Origin of the sequence: Nitrosococcus watsonii C-113 (assembly GCF_000143085.1) — a bacterium.
Lineage (GTDB): Bacteria > Pseudomonadota > Gammaproteobacteria > Nitrosococcales > Nitrosococcaceae > Nitrosococcus > Nitrosococcus watsonii.
Window position 1 is genome coordinate 2,027,744 of the sequence record NC_014315.1, and the last position, 13,709, is coordinate 2,041,452.

The window sequence follows — 13,709 nt, forward strand, 5'->3', positions numbered from 1 at the left end:
AGTTTATCATGTGGATTCAGCAACGCTAGCTCAAAGCAAAGAACTAGGGCATTCCTTAACTTTTAAATTAAATCCATCATTCTTTCATTTAGAAGCGTAACCTTGAAGAAATGCGGGAGCATACGCCGTTGTCCCCAAGCCAAGTTGTGAAGCATAACCCGTAGAGTCGCATAAAATGCTGTTTGCGCCAACGGGTTTAGGTATAATAGGCATCGAACTAGGAGAGGGGGTCGCCGCCAAAAAGCGCACCAAAACGCAAAACCCTTCGAACAATTCTCCACCAGCCTACCATCGGGGCGGAAAACGACGATCCTTGAGCTATAAGGAGCCTCATCAAAGCAGAAAGCACGCAGAGTGCAAGCGAGCACAGCCGGCAAGCAAATAAGTTGATAATTACAATGCGTAAGCAACGTACTCAAACGGGCTAAATCAAAGTTACTCTATGAGTAAAAAGAAACTGCCTCCCTCTTCCCATTCGCCTTTAAGCTACCGCGCCGCTGGCGTTGATATCGAGGCCGGTAATCAACTTATCCAGCGGATAAAGCCCGCTGCGAATCGAACCACCCGCCCTGGCGTATTAACTGGACTAGGAGGATTCGGCAGCTTATTCGAACTCCCCATCCATCGTTATCAGCATCCCATACTGGTGGCAGGCACCGATGGCGTAGGCACAAAGCTCAAACTTGCTATTCAGCTCAATCGTCACGATAGCATTGGGATCGATCTGGTCGCTATGTGCGCCAACGACATTATCGTCCAGGGAGCCGAACCATTATTTTTTCTGGATTACTATGCTACAGGCCGATTAGACGTTGATACCGCCGCTGAAATCATCGAAGGCATTGCCTATGGCTGCGAATTAGCCGGGGCAGCGCTAGTAGGGGGAGAGACGGCGGAGATGCCAGGAATATACCAAGCAGGCGACTATGACCTAGCCGGTTTTTGTGTCGGGGTCGTAGAAAAGGAACGTCTTATTGATGGAAGTCAAGTGCAGGCTGGCGATCATCTTATTGGAATCGCCTCTTCCGGGCCTCATGCCAACGGTTATTCCCTGATCCGCAAAATTCTGGAACGCAGCCGCTGCCCATTGAATACCCCCTTGGCGGGCCAAACCCTAGGCGATGTCTTGTTGACCCCTACCCGTATCTATGTCAAGCCTCTGCTACAGCTGTTGGAAATTATTGAGATACATGCCTTAGCCCATATCACTGGGGGCGGGTTGCCAGAAAATCTACCCCGAGTGCTCCCCCCAACGGTTAGTGCTGAAATCGATGCGTCCCGCTGGCCACGCCCGCCTATTTTCGATTGGCTGCAAAAAGAAGGTAATCTCTCTGAGCAGGAACTCTATCGTACTTTTAATTGCGGAATTGGCATGGTGGCCTGCGTAGATGAAGCAGATGCCGGACAGGCCCTGGAATTTTTAAAAGACAGGGGCGAGTCCGCCTGGTTGATAGGGCGAATTATTCCTCAAGTAAGGGATGGGCAAAGGGTCATCTTTAACACAGAGCGCCCCTTGTGATCTCTACCCAACGCTTACCCATAGTGGTTCTCATTTCGGGGCGGGGCAGCAACCTCCAAGCTATTCTCGATCAATCTCAAACTGGACAATTACCCGTAGAAATCCGCGCCGTTATCAGTAATAACTCCCAAGCGCAGGGTCTCGAACGGGCCCATCGCGCAGGGATCGAAACCCAAGTTCTTGATCATCGCCATTATCCTAGCCGGGAAGCCTTTGACGAGGCACTAATGAAGATAATTGACGGTTACACACCCAAATTAGTGGTGCTCGCTGGCTTTATGCGCATCTTAACCAGTAAGTTTGTCCGTCATTATCAGGGACATCTGATCAACATTCACCCGTCCCTTTTGCCGAATTTTCCTGGCCTGGATACCCACCATCGCGTACTCCTGGCGGGCATGAGGGAACATGGCGCTAGCGTCCATTTTGTCACCGATAAAGTCGATGGAGGCCCCATTATCTTACAGGCCCGAATTTCAGTCTATCCTGAAGATACCGCCGAAACCTTAGCTGCACGGGTCTTACAAGAAGAGCATCGAATTTACCCTAAGGCGATACGGGCCTTTGCGGAGGAAAAAATACGCCTTGAAGGTGAACAAATTATTTGGATTAAGCCTTTGGAAGCGTAACGCCAATTTGGCCCTGATATTTGCCGCCACGATCCCGGTACGAAGTTTCGCAAAGCTCATCCGACTCGAAAAATACCACCTGAGCGACCCCTTCGTTAGCATAAACTTTAGCCGGCAGAGGGGTTGTATTGGAAAATTCCAGGGTCACGTATCCCTCCCATTCTGGCTCCAAGGGGGTAATGTTAACAATAATCCCGCAACGGGCATAAGTCGATTTCCCCAAGCAAATGGTAAGAACGCTACGGGGAATTCGGAAGTACTCAACCGTTCGGGCTAACGCAAAAGAATTAGGGGGAATAATGCAAACATCGGATTGCACATCCACAAAACTACTAGCGTCGAAATTCTTAGGATCTACAATAGCCGAGTTGATATTGGTAAAAATCTTAAACTCATTAGAGCACCGAATATCATAACCATAGCTTGAGGTACCATAAGAAATAATGCGCGCATTATTAGCTTCCCGGATCTGGCGCGGCTCGAAGGGCTCTATTATGCCGTGTTCTCGCGCCATATGACGAATCCATTTATCGGATTTAATACTCATTTTACGGAGCGCAACAGTAGGCCCGCCATTTTACCTGGCGGGCCTTTTTATGGATGGGCTATAAACTCTTTGCCGTTCCCTTGGGGACCACTCTAGATACCGCGCTTTTTTCAACTTTAACTTCCATTCCTTCCGATAATTCCAGCAGTAGAAAATTATCGCCTACCTGGAGAACACGCCCTAATAAGCCCCCGTTAGTGATGATCTCATCGCCTTTATTCACGGATGCCAGCATACGAAGTCGTTCTTTATGACGCTTTAACCGTGGCCGGATTGCAAGTAAATAATAAACGAGGAAAATGGTGGAAAATATAAGCAAGGGTACCCAAAAATCTCCAGGCGCTCCTGGCGGCGGGCTACTCTGGGCCCAAGCATCAGCAATAAAAAAATTCACGCTTAATTAACCTCTAATTCTTCTCAAAAAAATAGTATCCGTAAGGCCCCTTGAGAATCATTTCATGATCGCCTTTTTCGACTACCCGGTATTTATTCGTCCCTAAATTATCCTTGATATGAATCGTGGAGTCCTCATCAATTTCATACGACTTAGTAAATTCAGTATCTTTTTTAAGAAATTTATTGTAGCCTGAAATCACTACCGTTCCATCAGTATGAAAGACCCATGTTGCCACTTCTTTATTGCCGTTTTTCCCATCTTTCTTTAGGGAAGTCTTTTCTAATGCCCAGCTTCCGGCAATATCCGAGCGGTCTTTAACGACAGGCTCCGCATAAACCGCCGCGCTCATAAAAGCACAGCCGAGCAAAAGAAAAGCAAAACTAAAAATACTTTTATACTTCATATATTCTCCCTTGGAACGCTCGTCATCATATGCATGAAAATGATATCCCATCGCCTCGCTCAAAAACCAATACAATGTTCAATTTAAAATCAAACCGGATAAAGATTCTCCCCCCGTAATCGCACATATTGCCACAAATTAAAGCAAGAAGGGTATAAAGAACCGCGTTAATATCAACCCGCCGCCTTTACGTCTTCAGAAAAATCTTGAGGAAATATTACGCCGCACCTTATATAGCTAGGAGATCAGGGTATACTTGTTCTATCCTTTTCAGATCGTCAGGACGATCCACATCCCATCGCGGCCCTAATTCTTTCCCCTGCCAATTGAGCATTTGCAAGCGGGTACGCGTTTGCTGCAGCACCTGATCGCTTCCCCAGCATATCCCAGAAAATAACCGCCAGCTACAGCAGCGTACTCCGATAAGGACATAACCACCGTCCTCAGCGGGCACTAAAACCACCTCAGCACCCGCGGCTAGGGCAGCGAAAGCCCCATGCAGATCTTCGCTATTTAACCCGGGGCAATCCGTACCGATAAGCACAGCACCCTTCGCCTGCCGTAAAGCAACCGTCAAGGCTCCATACATTCGTCTGCCAAGATCTGCCCCTCGCTGGCTTTGTAAAGGTACTCCAAATTTGCGTTGACAGTGAATAAAAAAAGGGTGGCGGGTATCTGGATCACACCACAAATCCACGGGGCAAAGCTTAGCCTCGGTTGCCATTGCCAAGGTATGCTCAGCAAGCCGCCATTGCAGCAATGCGGCACGGCGGGCTCCAAGAGCCGGAATCAAGCGGGTTTTAGCTCGCCCTGGAACAGGCGCTTTCGCAAAAACCAGCAGCCGAACATCAGGGAATTCCATCAGCTAATCAACGTTCAACTTCGAAAAACGGATTCCTAACCTATACCCGCTAGCCGTACTTTCTATGCTTTAGTCCGATAGTAAATTTGCACTAGGCGTTCTGGCTTTACTCCCGAAAAATAGGCCAGCCGCAAAGCCCACATCAGTAGTATTGTACGTACGATACCCCGCTTTTCCCAGTAACGGCTAGAGCTTACCACGGATAAGCCTAAACACAGCGGCCAGCTAAAACGTTTTAAACGCCGACTCAACTCAACATCTTCCATCAATGGGATCTCGGGGAATCCTCCGGCCGTCTCAAAGACGCCCCGCTGCATAAATAGCGCCTGATCGCCCGTAGCAATTCCAGTCAAGCGCGAGCGCCTGTTCATGCTCCATTCAATAAGCCGAAACCAGATTGAGGGGCCAGAAAGTCGCACATTAAAATACCCCCACTTGCGCTGACTTATTGAAAATCCAGTGCATATCGCGCTCTCAAAATCGCTTGGCAAACGGCTGTCAGCATGAAGAAAAAGCAATAACTTACCCTTGGCTACTTTAGCTCCAGCATTCATTTGGGCACCGCGACTTTGTTGGGTTACCAGGATATAATCAACCAACGGCCGGGCTAAAGAGACGGTCTGATCAGAACTCCCACCATCCACGATAATAACCTCATGCCCTTTTGTTCGTAGCGGCTGTAACGGCTGGAGTGTCTCGATAATCTCCCTTGCCTCGTTAAGGGTAGGAATAATAATGGATATCCGCACTATTGAACTATAATTAGGTAACATAACGGACTATTAGTATAATCTGAGCCGGCTTTAGCCGGATCGCCAAGTAGTCCTAGTATTAGTATTCATTACGATTCAAGAGCCTCCCTATGACTGAACCAGTAACCGTTCTTTGCCCCTACTGTGGGGCCAGCTTTGAAACCATGGCAGACTGTTCAGCTGGCAATCAAACTTACTATGAGGATTGTACCCTTTGCTGTCACCCTATCCTCTTCCACCTTAAGGTTGACGAGAATGGAAAATTACTACATCTAGAAACCTTGCGGGATGATGAATAAAGCACTAGAAAAATGCCTACCTGGCACTCTCTCGATCCAATAGCCGTTTAAACAGTCCACGTATTCCCCACCTCAGACGGTTTTAAATCAATGAGTGCTGAAGCATGGCTGACACTAGGCATTATCGCCCTTATCCTGGGGCTATTAATCTTCACCCGCAAACCGCCTGACGTTATTGTGGCCGGTGGAGTCACTTTGCTATTACTCAGTGGCGTGCTTACCCCGGAAGAGGCATTAGCCGGTCTATCCAATCCTGCAATGGCGGCGGTAGGGGTATTATTTATCGTCGCCGCGGGCCTGCGTGAAACCGGTAGTATCGATTGGCTGGCCCATCACCTCTTGGGCAATGGACGTTCGCTAGTTCGGCTGCAAACTAGGATTATGGTGCCCACCGTTGCCGTAAGCGCTTTTATGAACAATACCCCCGTGGTAGCCATGCTTATCCCAGCCATCAGCGATTTTGCTCGCCGCCATCGTCTCGCTACCTCAAAGCTGATGATTCCCCTCAGTTATGCAGCCATTTTAGGAGGAACCTGCACCCTCATTGGCACCAGTACTAATTTAGTCGTTAATAGCCTGTTAATCGAGCAAACGGGGCGGGCAGAACTAGGCTTGTTTACAATTGCCTGGGTGGGACTGCCCGTTGCAATAATGGGAATTATTTATGTACTCCTATTGGGACATTGGCTACTCCCCGATAGGAAACCCGTCTTCAGTCACTGGAACGATCCGCGAGAATATACCCTAGAAATGCTGCTCCAGCCTAATAGCCCCCTCGTGGAACGGACTATTGAGGACGCGGGACTACGTAATCTGCCAGGTATATACCTAGTCGAAATTAACCGTCAAAATCAGATAATCCCAGCGGTACGACCCAACGAGAAGCTCCAACCCCATGATCGCTTAGTCTTTGTGGGTGTCATTGATACTGTTAAGGATTTACAAAAGATTCGCGGGTTAATGCCCGCAACCGACCAGGTCTTCAAACTCGATTCACCTCGTGCCGAACGCTGCCTAATTGAGGCGGTAGTGTCCAATACCTGCCGCTTGATTGGAACCACTATCCGCGCAGGCCAATTCCGCAGTGTCTATAATGCAGTGGTGATTGCCGCGGCTCGTAATGGGGAAAGAATAAGAGGCAAGATTGGCGATATTATTCTCCAGCCGGGGGATACACTGCTTCTAGAAACCCGCCCTTCCTTTTTAGAGCAGCAACGTAACTCACGGGATTTTTTCCTAGTCAGTGAAGTTGCCGACTCCAGCCCGCCCCGCCATGACCGGGCCTGGATAGCCCTTATTATCCTGGTACTTATGGTAATAGCCGTTACTTTACAATGGCTTAGCTTACTAGAGGCCGCCCTTACCGCCGCCGGACTCATGCTTGTAACGGGCTGCCTTCAAATCGCAACCGCACGCCGCAGCGTGGATTGGCAGGTGCTGATGGTCATCGCAGCTTCCCTTGCCCTTGGCCAAGCCTTGCAAAATACCGGCGCCGCTGCGCATATTGCCCATATCGTACTAAAGCTTATTGGCGATAACCCCTGGGGAGTGCTTGCCGCAGTGCATTTTCTCACCGCCCTCATGACGGAGCTCATCACCAACAATGCCGCTGCCGTACTCATGTTCCCTATTGCTCTGGCAGCTGCCGATAGCCTCGGCGTTAATTTTACGCCCTTTGCTATTTCCATCATGGTCGCTGCCTCGGCCAGCTTTGCAACCCCCATAGGCTATCAAACTAATTTAATGGTGTATGGCCCTGGCGGCTATCATTTTACCGATTATCTTCGTATCGGCCTCCCTCTTAATTTTTTAGTATGGAGTATGACTGTTTTTATCGCTCCCCAAATATGGCCGTTTTAAATTTAAATATTAATCGAAATACTTTCCGATCACAGAAATTTCGGTGCGGAAGCTCCTCATTTCAGTCGAGGAGAAGAAACGCCGCCTCCAAGTCTGCAAGTGAGTAGGCGCGTTGCCTTAATACGCTACGCAAGCCCTAGCCCTTAAGTCTCTCTTAACATACGCTTTTCCATGTTTGTCAAAAAAATTTACACATTATTCCCCAACACAACACATATAGATTTTAAGTTACTGAAAATTAAATTATTAATTTAATGGCATTCTATTTGCGTTCGTTGTGACAGTGCCGAAAATCAGCGGATTTGATAAAAAATAATTACCTGCGTCGATACTCCGCCATTCGCGCACCTATTGGGCTTTCTGGCCCGTAATGTATGTAAAAAATATGGAGAGTAAAAAATGAGCTATAAAAATAAAAAAGCCGGTAGACTAATGGTCATGGCTGCCGCTGCGATACTTACCCCCGGTTTGGCGTCTGCTATACCTGTTGATCTTGAGCTGTCGCTGGTGATTGATGTTTCGGGAAGCGTCAATACAAGCGAATACAATTTGCAAATGGATGGTTATGCCAACGCCTTTCGCGATTCAAGTATACAGAATAATATTTTAGGAGGGTCGGAAGGAAGCATCGCGGTGAATACTATATTTTTCTCAAGCAGCGCATTTACAACAATCCTTGACGATTTCGTATTGCTCGATAGCAATACCACAATTAACGATTATGCTCAGCAGCTAGATGATTTTACCCGCCCCGGCTCTGGCAGCACAGACATCCAAGATGGAATGAATAAAGCGCTTACTCTGTTGACAGGCGACAATGGCTTTGAGAGTTCGAACCTTCTTATGGACGTTTCCGGTGACGGTATCTCTAGCATTTCGGCTACGGAAAGTGCCCGGGATGCCGCCGCAGCGGCTGGCATTACCGTCAATGGTCTTCCCATCGGAGATCAGGGTATCACTGATTTTTACACAGACCATGTAATCACATCCAACGGACTCATCACAGCCGCAGCTGACTTCGACAACTTTAGTCAGGCTATTCGACAGAAGTTGCAGATTGAAACCGGTGGTCCTACCACTGTATCAGAGCCGACAACCCTCGTGCTTTTCGGCGCTGGCTTGCTGGGTTTGGTCGGTTACCGCCGGTGCTATAGAAACGTTTAGTTTTTTTCATCGCGAGCGGCCATGGCTGCCGCTCGCTCCTTGACATGAGCCTCACGACAGGAAGCTTAACACCAAGATACATGTGACCGTGGATGCGCAGGGTATGCCGCTCAGAGCGATCATCATGCAAGATACAAGAGCCGATCACGCGCAGGCCATCTGCCTAATTGAAAGGGTTGAGGCTGATCATCTGCCTGGAGATCGCGGTTATGGGAACGACGAGATAATCAAACAAGCAGAAAAACAAGCAATGGAAACGGCCATTTCTTCAAAGAAAAATTGCACTGAACAAAAGCATTACGACAAAGAATTCTACCCATTGTACCATCTGGTCAAAAATACTTTTCTGCATTTCAAGCGGTGGCGCACGCTATTACCACCAGATACTTCAAAATACCGCATCATTCCTTGCATATGCAAGTTGTCTTGCTTTGTGGGCTAAAATCTCGTGGCTACCATACTCACGCCCGCTTTTCTATTTTCCGGCGCGCTCAACGCCCAACGCGGGCTTGATGCTACGGCAGAAAACCCTTAAATTGGTAGTCTAACCCGTAGCTAGTGGGAAACTACTTACGCTTCTGTTTAGCGTACATACGTATCCTCTCTCCCACTGCTTACGCGAACATCTTGACCCGTTATCAACTACTATCATATTCAGATTTTATACCGTACTGAAAGGATAATCCCATGCTGGTTGCAATTTTGGCGCTGTCCGCCTTAGCGGCATTGTTTGGCCTTCTGTTGGGGTACGCCAACTTGCGCTTTAAAGTAGACGGCGATCCAGTAGTAGAGCAAATTGATGCGCTCCTGCCCCAAACCCAGTGCGGTCAGTGTGGTTACCCTGGCTGCCGTCCCTACGCCCAAGCCATTGCCGCCGATGAAGCGGATATCAACCGCTGCCCGCCAGGAGGAGAAGCCACCATCCTTGCCCTAGCGGATCTGCTAGGACAAGCGCCCAAGCCTCTAGACCCAGCGCGGCAGGAAAAACTCAAAGCCCTAGCAGTCATTGATGAGAACCGCTGTATTGGCTGCACGCTTTGTATTCAGGCCTGCCCGGTAGACGCCATTCTGGGCGCGCCCAAGCAACTTCATACCGTCATTACGGCGGAATGCACCGGCTGTGAACTGTGTGTCGCTCCCTGCCCCGTGGATTGCATTGAGATGGTTCCCGTTGCTCCTGAACCAGGGACCTGGAAATGGCCCTTTCCTGAAACTACCCACCCCCCATTGCCTATTGCTGCCCAAAAACAAAGAGAAGGAATTGATCAACCATCCCTGCCAGAAACCATTTGCTTTCAGGAAGAACGGTCTTTATGAAAACCCACCGGCTATGGTCGTTCTCCGGTGGCCTGAAGCTTCCCAGCCATAAGAGTCCCTCCGCGCAAATACCCATCGTGCAGGCCGCCCTGCCAAAACGACTGGTATTGCCTCTGCAACAGCACATTGGTGAACCGGCGGAACCCGTGGTTAATAGGGGCGATCAGGTACTGAAGGGGCAAGTGATTGCCACGGCCCAAGGCTATCTCAGCGCTCCGGTGCATGCTTCCAGCTCCGGTCAGGTAGTGGCGTTAGAGAACCGGCCAATTCCCCATCCTTCCGGTCTCAGCGCCCCTTGTATCGTCATCGAAACCGATGGCAAGGACGCCTGGAGTGAGCGCCATCCGGTGGAAAATTATCAACAGCTCGATCCTAGCCATTTGCGCAACCTGATTCGCCGGGCAGGCATTGTGGGACTGGGGGGCGCGGGTTTTCCCGCCTTTATCAAGCTCAACCCCGGTCCCCACCCCAAGGTCAAGACATTAATTCTCAACGGCGCCGAATGTGAGCCTTATATCACCTGCGATGAAGCGCTTATGAGAGAGCGGGCCGAGGAGATTATCCAGGGGGCCGCCATCATGGCCCATGCCCTTAACGTCCATCATTGCTTGATTGGCATTGAGGATGATAAACCTGAAGCCTATACGACTCTTGCCGCCGCCGCGACCGAGGGGATCGAGGCGATATCAATTCCAACCTGCTACCCGGCGGGAGGCGAGAAACAGCTCATTAAGGTTTTGACTGGCCAGGAAGTCCCGAGCAACGGCCTGCCTATTGATATCGGCGTCGTTTGCCACAACGTAGGCACCGCGGCGGCAGTTTACCGGGCCATCCACCGAGGCGAACCCCTCCTCTCCCGGATCGTGACCGTGACCGGCAAGGCCGTGGCCCGCCCTGGTAATTTAGAAGTTTTGCTGGGCACGCCCATCCGCCATCTATTGGCGCTGCAGGATACGGATATCCAAGGCATTGACCGCCTGATCATGGGCGGTCCCATGATGGGCTTTACGCTCCATGACGAGGAGGCACCCGTCATCAAAACCACCAACTGCCTGTTGGCGGGACTTTATGAAAACACTCACCATCCCCCGGCAATGCCTTGTATTCGCTGCGGCGCTTGCGTGGAAGCCTGTCCCGTGGGGCTACTTCCGCAACAACTCTATTGGCACACCCGGGCCAAAGAGCTGGATAAAACTCAAGACTACCATCTTTTTGATTGCATTGAATGCGGTTGCTGCGCCTACGTCTGTCCTAGCCATATTCCCTTGGTCCAGTATTACCGTTATGCCAAAAGCGAGATCTGGACCCAGGAGCAGGCGCGGGAAAAGGCTGACTTGGCCCGCCAGCGCCATGAATTCCGGCAGCAACGGCTAACACGGGAGCAGCAACAAAAAGCGGCTCGGCAACAAGCCAGAAAGGCTCCCGTCACGCCCTCGGCCAGCAAGGCGGAGAAGCAAGCCGCCATTCAAGCGGCGGTAGAACGATCCCAGGCTAAGCGCGCCGCCCAAAAAACGGCGGAAGACGAGCCATCTTCTTCGCCATAGCGCCACCGGTAACCTCCCATGTCCAGCCTTATCCATGCAATTTTCGCTTTTTAGCTCGCCCCATCTCCACCAGAAAAGCGGCGTCTCCCAGCTTATGTTCCAGGTCATTCTGGCCTTGCTGCCAGGCATCGCCGCCTATAGCTGGTATTTTGGTTACGGCGTGCTCATCAACATTGCTCTTGCTGTCACCACCGCCTTGACTACCGAGGCCCTTATATTAAGAATCCGGCGGCAACCCGTGGGCCTTTTTTTGACTGACGGCAGCGCAGTGGTGACGGCCGTGCTGCTGGCCCTCTGCCTCCCCCCCCTTGCGCCCTGGTGGGTGCCTGTTATTGGCGCTGCTTTCGCTCTTATTTTCGCCAAACATCTGTATGGAGGGCTGGGCTATAATCCCTTCAATCCCGCCATGGTAGGCTACGTCATGCTGCTGATCTCCTTTCCCAAGGAAATGACCGCCTGGCTACCGGCGCGGGAGCTGGCAAGCCACACGGTAGGACTACAGGAAAGCTTGGAATTAGTCTTTACTGGCGCCACCGCCGTCCAAGGAATGGCGGTTGACGCCCTCTCCGGGGCCACCCCCCTGGATTACGCCAAAACTCAGCTAGGGCTCGGCCAACCCATGATGGAAATCCTCACCCAACCCTTGTTTGGCATCGTAGGAGGCCAGGGCTGGGAGTGGATCAATACCGGCTTTCTCCTCGGGGGCCTTTGGCTGCTCTACAAGCGAGTGATTAGCTGGCATATTCCCCTTGCCATGCTGGGCAGCTTGCTAATCCTGGCCCTATGCTTCCAATGGCTGAATCCTGCCGGCTATCCCTCTGCCCTGTTCCACCTGGCCAGTGGCGGCGCTTTGCTGGGCGCTTTTTTCATCGCCACCGATCCGGTCACCGCCGCGGCTACTCCCAGAGGCCGTTTGTTTTATGGGGCGGGAATCGGCTGCCTGACCTATATCATTCGCACTTGGGGCGGTTACCCGGATGGAGTCGCCTTTGCAGTGCTGCTGATGAATATGGCCGTTCCCCTGATTGATTATTACACTCCGCCCCGGGTCTTTGGCCATAATCGGCATTAAAGTGAAGGGAAATCACGCTATGCTTCGCGCCGGCCTGCTACTCGGCCTATTCGCGGTAGCCGGAACCGGTATCGTGGCCATGACGGAAACATTTACCCAAGAACAAATTACCGCCAATGAACGGGCAGCCTTACAGCAGGCCATTACAGCGGTCCTGCCCACAACGGCCTACAATAATTCCATTCTAGAAGATACACTCCGTATAACAGCCCCGGATCTGCTGGGAACGAAAGAGCCTTTACTGGCCTACCGAGCCCGTCAGGACGACCGGCCAGTAGCGGTAATTCTCACGGCTGTGGCGCCGGAGGGTTATAATGGGGCAATTAAGCTGCTGGTGGGAATCCGCTACGATGGAAGTCTGACAGGCGTGCGGATCGTTTCCCATACAGAAACTCCTGGGCTAGGAGATAAAATCGAGGAAGAAAAATCCTCGTGGATTTTAAATTTTAGCGGCCGCTCCCTGGGTAACCCCCCAATAGCACAATGGCGGGTAAAACGGGATGGTGGCGTCTTCGATCAGTTTACCGGCGCCACCATTACGCCCCGGACCATCGTCAAAACTGTCCGTAACACCCTGAGATATTTTAAGAACCACCGGGATAGGCTCTTTGCACAAAAGGAGAAACACTTAAATGGCACCCCCCCCCGTTAGCTACAGCCAAATTAGCCGCGCCGGTTTATGGAATAACAATGTCGCCTTAGTGCAGTTGCTGGGCCTCTGTCCCCTGCTGGCAGTCACCGGAACGGTGATCAATGGCCTGGGTCTGGGTCTGGCTACCTTGCTGACCCTAGTAGCCTCCAACAGCCTGGTGGCTCTCATCCGCCACTGGGTTCCCAAGGAAGTGCGCCTGCCCGTATTCGTGCTGATCATCGCTTCCATCGTGACCACTATTGAGCTGTTGATGAATGCCTATTTTTACGATTTATATAAAGTTTTGGGCATTTTTATTCCGCTTATCGTGACCAATTGCGCTATTATCGGCCGCGCCGAAGCCTTCGCTTCCCGGCAAAAGGTGGGACGAGCCTTTACCGATGGTCTCATGATGGGCCTGGGCTTTACCCTGGTATTGATGCTCCTGGGCGGGCTGCGGGAAGCGCTGGGTCAGGGCACCTTGCTGGATCAAGCCCATCTCATGTTCGGCGAAGCCGCCCGAGATCTCAAGCTGACCCTCGTAGAAGACTATCGGGGTTTTTTGCTAGCCATCCTGCCACCAGGGGCTTTTATTGGCCTCGGATTGTTGATCGCCCTGAAGAATGTGATTGACCGCCGTCTAGCCCAACGGACCGCTGTCCAAAAAAGCCATGCCACCAAACCAATAGATGTCTTGCCCGAGCGCATTTAAA

Annotated in this window: 15 protein-coding genes and 1 pseudogene; 11 read left to right on the forward strand and 5 right to left on the reverse strand. The window is 51.0% G+C overall.

The window, feature by feature from the left end:
• Nucleotides 1-442 precede the first annotated feature (442 nt).
• Entirely contained in the window at nt 443-1,519 is a 1,077-nt protein-coding gene (purM, locus tag NWAT_RS08990) for a phosphoribosylformylglycinamidine cyclo-ligase (protein ID WP_013220783.1), read from the forward strand.
• Complete coding sequence (gene purN, locus NWAT_RS08995; RefSeq protein WP_013220784.1) at nt 1,516-2,148, forward strand: phosphoribosylglycinamide formyltransferase; 633 nt, start codon at nt 1,516-1,518, stop codon at nt 2,146-2,148. Before purM ends, purN begins: the two co-directional genes overlap by 4 nt.
• Here the strand turns inward: purN and dcd are convergent.
• From dcd to NWAT_RS09020, 5 genes are all read right to left on the reverse strand, one after another.
• Nucleotides 2,129-2,695, reverse strand: coding sequence for a dCTP deaminase (gene dcd, locus NWAT_RS09000; protein ID WP_013220785.1), 567 nt, complete (start codon nt 2,693-2,695; stop codon nt 2,129-2,131). The two genes, purN and dcd, sit on opposite strands and share 20 nt — an antisense overlap.
• Before the next feature lie 58 nt (nt 2,696-2,753).
• A complete protein-coding gene (gene yajC / locus NWAT_RS09005; RefSeq protein WP_013220786.1) occupies nt 2,754-3,089 on the reverse strand; it encodes a preprotein translocase subunit YajC in 336 nt (111 codons plus the stop codon).
• A gap of 13 nt (nt 3,090-3,102) precedes the next feature.
• Nucleotides 3,103-3,558, reverse strand: coding sequence for a hypothetical protein (locus NWAT_RS09010; protein WP_232420085.1), 456 nt, complete (start codon nt 3,556-3,558; stop codon nt 3,103-3,105).
• Nucleotides 3,559-3,724: 166 nt separating this feature from the next.
• Nucleotides 3,725-4,357 (reverse strand): TIGR04282 family arsenosugar biosynthesis glycosyltransferase, encoded by a 633-nt coding sequence (locus tag NWAT_RS09015; protein WP_013220788.1) that lies wholly within the window; start codon nt 4,355-4,357, stop codon nt 3,725-3,727.
• A gap of 62 nt (nt 4,358-4,419) precedes the next feature.
• Complete coding sequence (locus NWAT_RS09020) at nt 4,420-5,130, reverse strand: TIGR04283 family arsenosugar biosynthesis glycosyltransferase (protein ID WP_013220789.1); 711 nt, start codon at nt 5,128-5,130, stop codon at nt 4,420-4,422.
• An 89-nt stretch (nt 5,131-5,219) separates the two neighbouring features.
• On the opposite strand from NWAT_RS09020, the gene NWAT_RS09025 reads away from it, so the two are divergent.
• From NWAT_RS09025 to NWAT_RS09065, 9 genes and pseudogenes are all read left to right on the forward strand, one after another.
• A complete protein-coding gene (locus NWAT_RS09025; protein ID WP_013220790.1) occupies nt 5,220-5,408 on the forward strand; it encodes a CPXCG motif-containing cysteine-rich protein in 189 nt (62 codons plus the stop codon).
• A gap of 90 nt (nt 5,409-5,498) precedes the next feature.
• A complete protein-coding gene (locus tag NWAT_RS09030) occupies nt 5,499-7,268 on the forward strand; it encodes an SLC13 family permease (protein ID WP_013220791.1) in 1,770 nt (589 codons plus the stop codon).
• 399 nt (nt 7,269-7,667) lie between these two features.
• Nucleotides 7,668-8,432 carry a DUF1194 domain-containing protein gene (locus NWAT_RS09035; RefSeq protein ID WP_013220792.1) on the forward strand — a complete coding sequence of 255 codons (765 nt, stop codon included), beginning with the start codon at nt 7,668-7,670 and terminating at the stop codon, nt 8,430-8,432.
• Between the two features lie 73 nt (nt 8,433-8,505).
• A pseudogene (locus tag NWAT_RS09040) lies at nt 8,506-8,874 on the forward strand (transposase); the annotation flags it as partial.
• Nucleotides 8,875-9,119: 245 nt separating this feature from the next.
• Nucleotides 9,120-9,749, forward strand: coding sequence for an electron transport complex subunit RsxB (gene rsxB, locus NWAT_RS09045; protein ID WP_013220793.1), 630 nt, complete (start codon nt 9,120-9,122; stop codon nt 9,747-9,749).
• Nucleotides 9,746-11,293, forward strand: a complete 1,548-nt coding sequence (gene rsxC, locus NWAT_RS09050; RefSeq protein ID WP_013220794.1) for an electron transport complex subunit RsxC — start codon at nt 9,746-9,748, stop codon at nt 11,291-11,293. Before rsxB ends, rsxC begins: the two co-directional genes overlap by 4 nt.
• Before the next feature lie 34 nt (nt 11,294-11,327).
• Nucleotides 11,328-12,365 (forward strand): electron transport complex subunit RsxD, encoded by a 1,038-nt coding sequence (gene rsxD / locus NWAT_RS09055; protein ID WP_013220795.1) that lies wholly within the window; start codon nt 11,328-11,330, stop codon nt 12,363-12,365.
• A 19-nt stretch (nt 12,366-12,384) separates the two neighbouring features.
• Nucleotides 12,385-13,017 (forward strand): electron transport complex subunit RsxG, encoded by a 633-nt coding sequence (rsxG, locus tag NWAT_RS09060; RefSeq protein WP_013220796.1) that lies wholly within the window; start codon nt 12,385-12,387, stop codon nt 13,015-13,017.
• A complete protein-coding gene (locus NWAT_RS09065; protein ID WP_013220797.1) occupies nt 12,998-13,708 on the forward strand; it encodes an electron transport complex subunit E in 711 nt (236 codons plus the stop codon). Before rsxG ends, NWAT_RS09065 begins: the two co-directional genes overlap by 20 nt.
• Nucleotide 13,709: the final 1 nt, after the last annotated feature.

Coding starts and splice junctions, on each gene's coding strand:
- purM (WP_013220783.1), top strand. CDS start 443: ATGAGTAAAAAGAAACTGCCTCCCTCTTCCCATTCGCCTTTAAGCTAC.
- dcd (WP_013220785.1), bottom strand. CDS start 2,695: ATGAGTATTAAATCCGATAAATGGATTCGTCATATGGCGCGAGAACAC.
- NWAT_RS09015 (WP_013220788.1), bottom strand. CDS start 4,357: ATGGAATTCCCTGATGTTCGGCTGCTGGTTTTTGCGAAAGCGCCTGTT.
- NWAT_RS09020 (WP_013220789.1), bottom strand. CDS start 5,130: ATGTTACCTAATTATAGTTCAATAGTGCGGATATCCATTATTATTCCT.
- NWAT_RS09025 (WP_013220790.1), top strand. CDS start 5,220: ATGACTGAACCAGTAACCGTTCTTTGCCCCTACTGTGGGGCCAGCTTT.
- NWAT_RS09030 (WP_013220791.1), top strand. CDS start 5,499: ATGAGTGCTGAAGCATGGCTGACACTAGGCATTATCGCCCTTATCCTG.
- NWAT_RS09035 (WP_013220792.1), top strand. CDS start 7,668: ATGAGCTATAAAAATAAAAAAGCCGGTAGACTAATGGTCATGGCTGCC.
- rsxB (WP_013220793.1), top strand. CDS start 9,120: ATGCTGGTTGCAATTTTGGCGCTGTCCGCCTTAGCGGCATTGTTTGGC.
- rsxC (WP_013220794.1), top strand. CDS start 9,746: ATGAAAACCCACCGGCTATGGTCGTTCTCCGGTGGCCTGAAGCTTCCC.
- rsxD (WP_013220795.1), top strand. CDS start 11,328: ATGCAATTTTCGCTTTTTAGCTCGCCCCATCTCCACCAGAAAAGCGGC.
- rsxG (WP_013220796.1), top strand. CDS start 12,385: ATGCTTCGCGCCGGCCTGCTACTCGGCCTATTCGCGGTAGCCGGAACC.
- NWAT_RS09065 (WP_013220797.1), top strand. CDS start 12,998: ATGGCACCCCCCCCCGTTAGCTACAGCCAAATTAGCCGCGCCGGTTTA.